This is a genomic window from Citrobacter sp. C13 (assembly GCF_014596815.2).
GTDB lineage: Bacteria > Pseudomonadota > Gammaproteobacteria > Enterobacterales > Enterobacteriaceae > Citrobacter > Citrobacter portucalensis.
Genome location: NZ_CP115024.1, coordinates 432,419 through 443,280, shown reverse-complemented (window position 1 = coordinate 443,280; position 10,862 = coordinate 432,419). Strand labels below are relative to the sequence as shown.

The 10,862-nt window shown below is 50.6% G+C and carries 5 protein-coding genes, 3 tRNA genes and 4 rRNA genes; 5 read left to right on the top strand and 7 right to left on the bottom strand.

Translation table 11 applies throughout. The features are described 5' to 3' along the window. The first annotated feature begins 67 nt into the window (after window positions 1-67). The 5 genes from IB222_RS02195 to IB222_RS02175 all read left to right on the top strand — a co-directional run bounded on the left by IB222_RS02195 (window position 68) and on the right by IB222_RS02175 (window position 4,905). Window positions 68-289, top strand: coding sequence for a lipoprotein (locus IB222_RS02195; protein WP_003025292.1), 222 nt, complete (start codon window positions 68-70; stop codon window positions 287-289). A gap of 460 nt (window positions 290-749) precedes the next feature. Then, a complete protein-coding gene (locus IB222_RS02190; protein ID WP_003828858.1) occupies window positions 750-1,775 on the top strand; it encodes an amino acid ABC transporter substrate-binding protein in 1,026 nt (341 codons plus the stop codon). Window positions 1,776-1,844: 69 nt separating this feature from the next. After that, the gene (locus tag IB222_RS02185; protein ID WP_149385016.1) at window positions 1,845-3,026 is read left to right on the top strand and encodes an amino acid ABC transporter permease; all 1,182 of its coding nucleotides are present in this window, start codon (window positions 1,845-1,847) and stop codon (window positions 3,024-3,026) included. A gap of 9 nt (window positions 3,027-3,035) precedes the next feature. Next, the gene (locus tag IB222_RS02180) at window positions 3,036-4,139 is read left to right on the top strand and encodes an amino acid ABC transporter permease (RefSeq protein ID WP_126319745.1); all 1,104 of its coding nucleotides are present in this window, start codon (window positions 3,036-3,038) and stop codon (window positions 4,137-4,139) included. A 7-nt stretch (window positions 4,140-4,146) separates the two neighbouring features. Continuing rightward, window positions 4,147-4,905, top strand: a complete 759-nt coding sequence (locus IB222_RS02175) for an amino acid ABC transporter ATP-binding protein (RefSeq protein ID WP_126317321.1) — start codon at window positions 4,147-4,149, stop codon at window positions 4,903-4,905. Between the two features lie 256 nt (window positions 4,906-5,161). On the opposite strand, the gene rrf (IB222_RS02170) is transcribed toward IB222_RS02175, so the two are convergent. The 7 genes from rrf (IB222_RS02170) to IB222_RS02140 all read right to left on the bottom strand — a co-directional run bounded on the left by rrf (IB222_RS02170) (window position 5,162) and on the right by IB222_RS02140 (window position 10,606). Next, window positions 5,162-5,277 (bottom strand): 5S ribosomal RNA (gene rrf, locus IB222_RS02170). 38 nt (window positions 5,278-5,315) lie between these two features. Beyond that, window positions 5,316-5,391 (bottom strand) — tRNA-Thr (locus IB222_RS02165). Between the two features lie 14 nt (window positions 5,392-5,405). Continuing rightward, a 5S ribosomal RNA gene (rrf, locus tag IB222_RS02160) occupies window positions 5,406-5,521 on the bottom strand. Between the two features lie 97 nt (window positions 5,522-5,618). Next, window positions 5,619-8,526, bottom strand: a 23S ribosomal RNA gene (locus IB222_RS02155). A 209-nt stretch (window positions 8,527-8,735) separates the two neighbouring features. Next, window positions 8,736-8,811, bottom strand: a tRNA-Ala gene (locus IB222_RS02150). A 105-nt stretch (window positions 8,812-8,916) separates the two neighbouring features. After that, window positions 8,917-8,993 (bottom strand) — tRNA-Ile (locus IB222_RS02145). 71 nt (window positions 8,994-9,064) lie between these two features. Further along, window positions 9,065-10,606: ribosomal RNA gene (locus IB222_RS02140) — 16S ribosomal RNA — on the bottom strand. The 16S, 23S and 5S rRNA genes sit together here with 3 tRNA genes alongside, the layout of an rRNA operon. Window positions 10,607-10,862 lie beyond the last annotated feature (256 nt).

Sequence of the window (10,862 nt, the reverse complement as noted above, 5' to 3'; positions counted from 1 at the left end):
CGAGTTCGCAGATGGCTTAGCGTTTGTCTTTGCTTAATTAGCGAAACGCTTATTTTGAGGTAACACCATGAAAAGATTAATATCCGTTGCATTGCTTACCGCATTCCTGGCTGGCTGTGCACACGATTCTCCTTGCGTACCTGTATACGACGATCAGGGGCGCCTGGTTCATACCAATACCTGTATGAAAGGCACTACCCAGGATAACTGGGAAACAGCCGGAGCCATCGCCGGTGGTGCTGCAGCCGTTGCCGGACTGACACTTGGGATTGTCGCCCTGACCAAATAAATCATCTCAAAAGCGCGGTTATTACCGCGCTTTTAGCAATAAGCATAAAATCTACATATAAGACAAAACGTTGCTTAATAGTGCCTGGCATATAATAAAATTATTATAGAGTTCCTTCACACATCCACGATTTGAAATTAGCATTTTTTCTGTTTTTCGTAACACCACAATCTCTTTTCATTATTCTCACGCCATTAATATTAACGCCAGAAATCGTTATCACGCGTCCTGTCTGATTTTTAAATTTTTTGCGCCGAAATGTGGCTTACGTTTCAATTTTGCACCACTTCAGGGCGCTGCATTTATTTTTTCCTGTCTACACTCTGCATATTGCGTCGAATAATCAGGCGCAAAAAACTGGCACTACCTTTGCTTAAAAGAGTATGGCCAAAGCCACAGACAGGTAAAAGACGTTTTCAGAACGTTTCCATAACAATAATTCCTCCACACAGGATGCTCTATGAAAAAGATGATAATCGCCAGCCTGGCTGCGGCCGGTGTGCTGCTTGCTGTTGCAAATCAGGCACATGCCGGCGCAACACTTGATGCCGTAAAGAAAAAAGGGTTTGTGCAATGTGGGATCAGCGACGGCTTGCCTGGCTTTTCTTACGCCGATGCAAGCGGCAAGTTCTCGGGTATTGATGTTGATGTATGTCGTGGCGTTGCCTCCGCCGTATTTGGCGATGATAGCAAAGTAAAATATACCCCGCTCACCGCCAAGGAACGCTTTACCGCATTACAGTCTGGTGAAGTCGACTTGCTCTCTCGTAATACCACGTGGACCTCTTCTCGTGATGCCGGTATGGGCATGTCCTTCACTGGTGTAACGTATTACGACGGCATTGGTTTTCTTACCCACAATAAAGCAGGCCTGAAGAGCGCTAAAGAGCTGGATGGTGCAACGGTCTGTATTCAGGCGGGAACCGATACCGAACTAAACGTGGCCGACTACTTTAAAGCCAACAAGATGAAGTACACCCCCGTCACCTTTGACCGTTCGGATGAATCAGCCAAAGCTCTGGAATCTGGACGTTGCGATACGCTGGCTTCCGACCAGTCTCAGCTGTATGCCCTACGCATCAAGCTGAGCAATCCTGCGGAATGGATCGTCCTGCCAGAAGTTATTTCTAAAGAACCTCTGGGACCTGTCGTACGTCGTGGGGACGATGAGTGGTTCTCCATTGTTCGCTGGACGCTGTTCGCCATGCTGAATGCGGAAGAAATGGGTGTTAACTCGAAAAACGTCGATGAAAAAGCGGCTAATCCAGCAACACCGGATATGGCACACCTTTTGGGTAAAGAAGGGGATTATGGCAAGGATCTGAAGCTTGATAACAAATGGGCCTACAACATTATCAAGCAGGTTGGTAACTATTCGGAGATCTTTGAACGTAACGTTGGATCGGAAAGTCCGCTGAAGATCAAACGTGGACAGAACAACCTCTGGAATAACGGTGGCATTCAATATGCGCCACCGGTGCGCTAATGCGTAGTGATGTAACGGGCGCCGCAACTGCGGCGCTCAGCCCAGAGTCATAGTTACTGAGGTTTTCTTATGTTCCATCGCCGCTCAACCGTAAAAGGATCGTTATCCTTTTCTAACCCTGCGGTCCGCGCCTGGTTATTTCAAATACTCGCCGTCATTGTGGTTATCAGCATTGCGGTCTATCTCATTCATAACACGATAAATAACCTGAACAATAGCGGTATTACCTCGGGGTTTTCTTTTCTCGATCGCAGCGCCGGATTTGGTATTGTCCAGCATCTGATTGATTACGAGCAAGGCGATACGTATGGTCGTGTCTTTGTGGTCGGCCTGCTCAATACGCTGTTAGTTTCAGCACTGTGCATTGTTTTCGCATCAATTCTCGGTTTCTTTCTCGGGCTGGCACGCCTGTCAGATAACTGGTTATTGCGAAAGCTCTCGACGATCTACATCGAAACGTTCCGCAATATACCGCCGCTGCTGCAGATCTTCTTCTGGTATTTCGCCGTATTACGTAACCTGCCCGGCCCACGCCAGGCCGTTAACGCGCTGGATTTGATGTTCCTGAGTAACCGGGGGCTCTATATTCCGTCCCTGCAAATGGGAGAAGGTTTTTTTGCCTTTTGCACCGCTGTTGTTATCGCTATCGTCGTCACCATCGGATTATTTCGCTTCAACAGAATGCATCAGACCAAAACCGGTCAGCTACGTCGGACCTGGCCCACAGCTCTTACGTTGATCGTACTTTTACCGGTGATTTCACAGTGGATGTTTGGCGCTGCGCTTCACTGGGATATTCCCGCGCTCCGTGGTTTTAACTTCAGTGGCGGTATGGTGCTTATTCCTGAACTGGCGGCACTAACTCTGGCGCTTTCGGTATATACCTCGGCATTTATTGCAGAAATTATTAGGGCAGGCATTCAGGCCGTTCCTTACGGCCAACATGAAGCCGCACGCTCGCTGGGTCTACCAAATCCGGTGACGCTACGCCAGGTAATCATCCCACAGGCGCTACGCGTCATCATTCCCCCACTGACCAGCCAGTACCTGAATATCGTCAAGAACTCTTCTCTTGCAGCCGCCATTGGCTACCCGGACATGGTTTCACTGTTTGCCGGCACGGTACTCAATCAAACAGGGCAAGCCATTGAAACGATCGCCATCACCATGTCGGTATACCTGATCATCAGTCTAAGTATTTCTTTGCTGATGAATATTTATAACCGCCGTATTGCACTGATTGAGCGCTAAGGAGCCATGATGACAAAAGCACTGCTGTCTCACCCCTCGCGCCAGCGCAGCAATCCGGCAAGCCGCAGTCTACTCTGGGTGCGTAAAAACCTGTTCTCCAGTTGGTCAAATAGCCTGCTCACCCTGCTATGCGTATGGCTGATTTGGTCATTTCTTCCACCACTGTTGAACTGGGTATTTTTTCAGGCCAACTGGGTCGGCTCTACCCGGGCAGACTGCACCAAAGCGGGAGCCTGCTGGGTGTTCATTCATGAACGCTTCGGGCAATTCATGTATGGGCTTTATCCCCACGATCAGCGTTGGCGCGTAAATCTGGCCCTGATGATTGGTCTGGTTTCTATTGTTCCGATGTTCTGGAAAACCATTCCTCACCGTGGCCGCTATATCGCCATCTGGGCAGTCATTTATCCGATTGTCGTCTGGTGGCTGATGTACGGTGGTTTTTTCGGGCTTGAACGCGTAGAAACGCGGCAGTGGGGCGGATTAACACTGACGCTTATTATTGCATCCGTGGGGATTGCAGGCGCGCTTCCATGGGGCATTTTACTGGCGTTGGGACGTCGTTCCCATATGCCAGTCGTGCGGGTTTTATCCGTCATTTTCATTGAGTTCTGGCGCGGTGTACCGCTGATTACCGTTCTGTTTATGTCCTCGGTCATGCTTCCTCTGTTTATGTCCGAAGGAACCAGTATCGACAAGCTTATCCGGGCGCTGGTCGGCGTTATTCTTTTCCAGTCGGCCTATGTCGCAGAAGTGGTTCGCGGAGGGTTACAGGCCCTACCAAAAGGTCAGTATGAAGCCGCAGAATCACTGGCGCTAGGTTACTGGAAAACTCAGGGGCTGGTCATTCTTCCGCAAGCCCTCAAGCTGGTTATCCCTGGCCTGGTTAACACGATTATCGCTCTGTTCAAGGATACCAGCCTGGTCATCATCATCGGTCTGTTTGATCTCTTCAGTAGCGTACAGCAGGCAACTGTGGACCCTGCGTGGCTGGGTATGTCGACGGAAGGATATGTTTTTGCCGCACTGATCTACTGGATCTTCTGTTTCAGCATGTCGCGTTACAGCCAGCATCTGGAAAAACGTTTTAACACCGGGCGTACACCGCACTGAGGAATTTATGAGCCAATTATTAATGCCGTCTACCGACTCGATGATTACACTGGAAAACGTCAACAAATGGTACGGACAGTTTCATGTCCTGAAAAACATCAACCTAAAGGTAAAACAGGGAGAGCGCATCGTATTATGCGGGCCTTCCGGTTCGGGTAAATCGACAACTATCCGCTGTATTAACCATCTTGAAGAACATCAGCAAGGACGCATTGTGGTGGATGGGATTGAACTCAATGAAGACATCCGCAATATTGAGCGCGTCCGACAAGAAGTCGGCATGGTCTTTCAGCACTTTAATCTCTTTCCTCATTTAACTGTCTTGCAAAACTGCACACTGGCGCCTATCTGGGTGCAAAAGATGCCGAAAAAAGAGGCTGAAGTACTGGCAATGCACTACCTTGAGCGGGTCCGCATTGCCGAACATGCGCATAAATATCCCGGGCAAATCTCTGGTGGACAACAACAGCGCGTGGCCATTGCACGCTCGCTGTGTATGAAACCCAAAATCATGTTATTTGATGAACCCACATCAGCGTTGGATCCTGAAATGGTAAAAGAAGTGCTGGATACCATGATAGGTCTGGCGCAATCGGGTATGACCATGCTATGTGTAACCCATGAAATGGGCTTTGCCCGCACAGTAGCCGACCGGGTGATCTTTATGGATCTTGGCGAGATTGTGGAACAGGCACCACCGGATGAGTTTTTTGCTCACCCCAAATCGGAACGCACTCGCGCGTTTTTATCGCAGGTTATTCATTAAATATATATGCCGGATACAGTTCCGGCTGATTTTCGCGTATAAATGCAAAAAGGCCATCCGAAAGGATGGCCTTTTCACTTATTTGATGTCTGGCAGTTTATGGCGGGCGTGCTGCCCGCCACCCTCCGGGCCGTTGCTGCGCAACGTTCAGATCCGCTCCCGGCGGATTTGTCCTCCTCAGGAGAGCGCTCGCCGACAAACAACAGATAAAACAAAAGGCCCAGTCTTTCGACTGAGCCTTTCGCTTTTATTTGATGTCTGGCAGTTCCCTACTCTCGCATGGGGAGACCCCACACTACCATCGGCGCTACGGCGTTTCACTTCTGAGTTCGGCATGGGGTCAGGTGGGACCACCGCGCTACAGCCGCCAGACAAATTCTTTTCTAAGTGCCGAACTTTAACCGAAAAACTGGTGCTGATACCCAGAGTCGAACTGGGGACCTCACCCTTACCAAGGGTGCGCTCTACCAACTGAGCCATATCAGCACACTAAATTTGATGCCTGGCAGTTCCCTACTCTCGCATGGGGAGACCCCACACTACCATCGGCGCTACGGCGTTTCACTTCTGAGTTCGGCATGGGGTCAGGTGGGACCACCGCGCTACAGCCGCCAGGCAAATTCTGTTTATCAACACGCTTTTAGCATGTCGATGTCATCTGTAATCAGACTGAAATCGATGTCTTTCTTTCGCCAAAACATCTTCGGCGTTGTAAGGTTAAGCCTCACGGTTCATTAGTATCGGTTAGCTCAATGTATCGCTACACTTACACACCCGACCTATCAACGTCATCGTCTTTAACGTTCCTTCAGGACTCTCAAGGAGTCAGGGAGAACTCATCTCGGGGCAAGTTTCGTGCTTAGATGCTTTCAGCACTTATCTCTTCCGCATTTAGCTACCGGGCAATGCCATTGGCATGACAACCCGAACACCAGTGATGCGTCCACTCCGGTCCTCTCGTACTAGGAGCAGCCCCCCTCAATTCTCCAGCGCCCACGGCAGATAGGGACCGAACTGTCTCACGACGTTCTAAACCCAGCTCGCGTACCACTTTAAATGGCGAACAGCCATACCCTTGGGACCTACTTCAGCCCCAGGATGTGATGAGCCGACATCGAGGTGCCAAACACCGCCGTCGATATGAACTCTTGGGCGGTATCAGCCTGTTATCCCCGGAGTACCTTTTATCCGTTGAGCGATGGCCCTTCCATTCAGAACCACCGGATCACTAAGACCTGCTTTCGCACCTGCTCGAGCCGTCACTCTCGCAGTCAAGCTAGCTTATGCCTTTGCACTAACCTCCTGATGTCCGACCAGGATTAGCTAACCTTCGTGCTCCTCCGTTACTCTTTAGGAGGAGACCGCCCCAGTCAAACTACCCACCAGACACTGTCCGCAACCCGGATCACGGGTCTACGTTAGAACACCAGCCATTAAAGGGTGGTATTTCAAGGATGGCTCCATGCAGACTGGCGTCCACACTTCAAAGCCTCCCACCTATCCTACACATCAAGGACCAGTGTTCAGTGTCAAGCTATAGTAAAGGTTCACGGGGTCTTTCCGTCTTGCCGCGGGTACACTGCATCTTCACAGCGAGTTCAATTTCACTGAGTCTCGGGTGGAGACAGCCTGGCCATCATTACGCCATTCGTGCAGGTCGGAACTTACCCGACAAGGAATTTCGCTACCTTAGGACCGTTATAGTTACGGCCGCCGTTTACCGGGGCTTCGATCAAGAGCTTCTCCTTACGGATAACCCCATCAATTAACCTTCCGGCACCGGGCAGGCGTCACACCGTATACGTCCACTTTCGTGTTTGCACAGTGCTGTGTTTTTAATAAACAGTTGCAGCCAGCTGGTATCTTCGACTGATTTCAGCTCCATGGGTAAACCACTTCACCTACATATCAGCGTGCCTTCTCCCGAAGTTACGGCACCATTTTGCCTAGTTCCTTCACCCGAGTTCTCTCAAGCGCCTTGGTATTCTCTACCTGACCACCTGTGTCGGTTTGGGGTACGATTTCGTGTTACCTGATGCTTAGAGGCTTTTCCTGGAAGCAGGGCATTTGTTACTTCAGCACCGTAGTGCCTCGTCATCACACCTCAGCGTTAAAAGAAGTCCGGATTTACCTAAACTTCCCGCCTACATGCTTAAACCGGGACAACCGTCGCCCGGCTAACATAGCCTTCTCCGTCCCCCCTTCGCAGTAACACCAAGTACAGGAATATTAACCTGTTTCCCATCGACTACGCCTTTCGGCCTCGCCTTAGGGGTCGACTCACCCTGCCCCGATTAACGTTGGACAGGAACCCTTGGTCTTCCGGCGTGCGGGTTTTTCACCCGCATTATCGTTACTTATGTCAGCATTCGCACTTCTGATACCTCCAGCATACCTCACAGTACACCTTCAACGGCTTACAGAACGCTCCCCTACCCAACAACACATAGTGTCGCTGCCGCAGCTTCGGTGCATGGTTTAGCCCCGTTACATCTTCCGCGCAGGCCGACTCGACCAGTGAGCTATTACGCTTTCTTTAAATGATGGCTGCTTCTAAGCCAACATCCTGGCTGTCTGTGCCTTCCCACATCGTTTCCCACTTAACCATGACTTTGGGACCTTAGCTGGCGGTCTGGGTTGTTTCCCTCTTCACGACGGACGTTAGCACCCGCCGTGTGTCTCCCGTGATAACATTCTTCGGTATTCGCAGTTTGCATCGGGTTGGTAAGTCGGGATGACCCCCTAGCCGAAACAGTGCTCTACCCCCGAAGATGAATTCACGAGGCGCTACCTAAATAGCTTTCGGGGAGAACCAGCTATCTCCCGGTTTGATTGGCCTTTCACCCCCAGCCACAAGTCATCCGCTAATTTTTCAACATTAGTCGGTTCGGTCCTCCAGTTAGTGTTACCCAACCTTCAACCTGCCCATGGCTAGATCACCGGGTTTCGGGTCTATACCCTGCAACTTAACGCCCAGTTAAGACTCGGTTTCCCTTCGGCTCCCCTATTCGGTTAACCTTGCTACAGAATATAAGTCGCTGACCCATTATACAAAAGGTACGCAGTCACACCCCAAAGGGTGCTCCCACTGCTTGTACGTACACGGTTTCAGGTTCTTTTTCACTCCCCTCGCCGGGGTTCTTTTCGCCTTTCCCTCACGGTACTGGTTCACTATCGGTCAGTCAGGAGTATTTAGCCTTGGAGGATGGTCCCCCCATATTCAGACAGGATACCACGTGTCCCGCCCTACTCTTCGAGTTCACAACACATGCACTTTTGTGTACGGGACTTTCACCCTGTATCGTGCGACTTTCCAGACGCTTCCACTAACACACATGCTGATTCAGACTCTGGGCTGCTCCCCGTTCGCTCGCCGCTACTGGGGGAATCTCGGTTGATTTCTTTTCCTCGGGGTACTTAGATGTTTCAGTTCCCCCGGTTCGCTTCATTACGCTATGTATTCACGTAATGATAGTGTGACGAATCACACTGGGTTTCCCCATTCGGAAATCGCCGGTTATAACGGTTCATATCACCTTACCGACGCTTATCGCAGATTAGCACGTCCTTCATCGCCTCTGACTGCCAGGGCATCCACCGTGTACGCTTAGTCGCTTAACCTCACAACCCGAAGATGTTTCTTTCGATTCATCATCGGTTTGCAAAAATTTGAGAGACTCGAACACACCGCTTTTCATTTCTTATTACGGAGAAATGAAACAGTGTGTCGTTTCAATTTTCAGCTTGATCCAGATTTTTAAAGAGCAAAACTTCGCAGTGAACCTTTTCAGGTACACTCTGAAGTTTTCTTGTGTTTTTGCAGTAAGGGATGGTGGAGCTATGCGGGATCGAACCGCAGACCTCCTGCGTGCAAGGCAGGCGCTCTCCCAGCTGAGCTATAGCCCCATCGTAGTTATCTCATTCACCTTAATTCTTGCTGAGACAAGGCGTGGAACGGTGAAGCATACTGAAGTATGCGAGTCGTTTCACAACGCGGTATCAGAAAGAATTTGGTAGGCCTGAGTGGACTTGAACCACCGACCTCACCCTTATCAGGGGTGCGCTCTAACCACCTGAGCTACAAGCCTGCAGAGATTTTCTTACTGCTAATTTTCATCAGACAATCTGTGTGAGCACTACAAAGAACGTTTCTTTAAGGTAAGGAGGTGATCCAACCGCAGGTTCCCCTACGGTTACCTTGTTACGACTTCACCCCAGTCATGAATCACAAAGTGGTAAGCGCCCTCCCGAAGGTTAAGCTACCTACTTCTTTTGCAACCCACTCCCATGGTGTGACGGGCGGTGTGTACAAGGCCCGGGAACGTATTCACCGTGGCATTCTGATCCACGATTACTAGCGATTCCGACTTCATGGAGTCGAGTTGCAGACTCCAATCCGGACTACGACATACTTTATGAGGTCCGCTTGCTCTCGCGAGGTCGCTTCTCTTTGTATATGCCATTGTAGCACGTGTGTAGCCCTACTCGTAAGGGCCATGATGACTTGACGTCATCCCCACCTTCCTCCAGTTTATCACTGGCAGTCTCCTTTGAGTTCCCGGCCGAACCGCTGGCAACAAAGGATAAGGGTTGCGCTCGTTGCGGGACTTAACCCAACATTTCACAACACGAGCTGACGACAGCCATGCAGCACCTGTCTCAGAGTTCCCGAAGGCACCAAAGCATCTCTGCTAAGTTCTCTGGATGTCAAGAGTAGGTAAGGTTCTTCGCGTTGCATCGAATTAAACCACATGCTCCACCGCTTGTGCGGGCCCCCGTCAATTCATTTGAGTTTTAACCTTGCGGCCGTACTCCCCAGGCGGTCGACTTAACGCGTTAGCTCCGGAAGCCACGCCTCAAGGGCACAACCTCCAAGTCGACATCGTTTACGGCGTGGACTACCAGGGTATCTAATCCTGTTTGCTCCCCACGCTTTCGCACCTGAGCGTCAGTCTTTGTCCAGGGGGCCGCCTTCGCCACCGGTATTCCTCCAGATCTCTACGCATTTCACCGCTACACCTGGAATTCTACCCCCCTCTACAAGACTCTAGCCTGCCAGTTTCGGATGCAGTTCCCAGGTTGAGCCCGGGGATTTCACATCCGACTTGACAGACCGCCTGCGTGCGCTTTACGCCCAGTAATTCCGATTAACGCTTGCACCCTCCGTATTACCGCGGCTGCTGGCACGGAGTTAGCCGGTGCTTCTTCTGCGAGTAACGTCAATTGCTGCGGTTATTAACCACAACACCTTCCTCCTCGCTGAAAGTACTTTACAACCCGAAGGCCTTCTTCATACACGCGGCATGGCTGCATCAGGCTTGCGCCCATTGTGCAATATTCCCCACTGCTGCCTCCCGTAGGAGTCTGGACCGTGTCTCAGTTCCAGTGTGGCTGGTCATCCTCTCAGACCAGCTAGGGATCGTCGCCTAGGTGAGCCGTTACCCCACCTACTAGCTAATCCCATCTGGGCACATCCGATGGCAAGAGGCCCGAAGGTCCCCCTCTTTGGTCTTGCGACGTTATGCGGTATTAGCTACCGTTTCCAGTAGTTATCCCCCTCCATCGGGCAGTTTCCCAGACATTACTCACCCGTCCGCCACTCGTCACCCAAGGAGCAAGCTCCTCTGTGCTACCGTTCGACTTGCATGTGTTAGGCCTGCCGCCAGCGTTCAATCTGAGCCATGATCAAACTCTTCAATTTAAAAGTTTGATGCTCAATGAATTAAACTTCGTAATGAATTACGTGTTCACTCGTTGAGACTTGGTATTCATTTTTCGTCTTGCGACGTTAAGAATCCGTATCTTCGAGTGCCCACACAGATTGTCTGATAAATTGTTAAAGAGCAGTTGCGACGCGCTTTAGCGCTCTGTCGCGAGGTGGCGTATATTACGCTTTCCTCTTTCAGAGTCAACCCTCATTTTCAGGTTTTTCTCTTCAACCGAACCGGCTGTTTGCG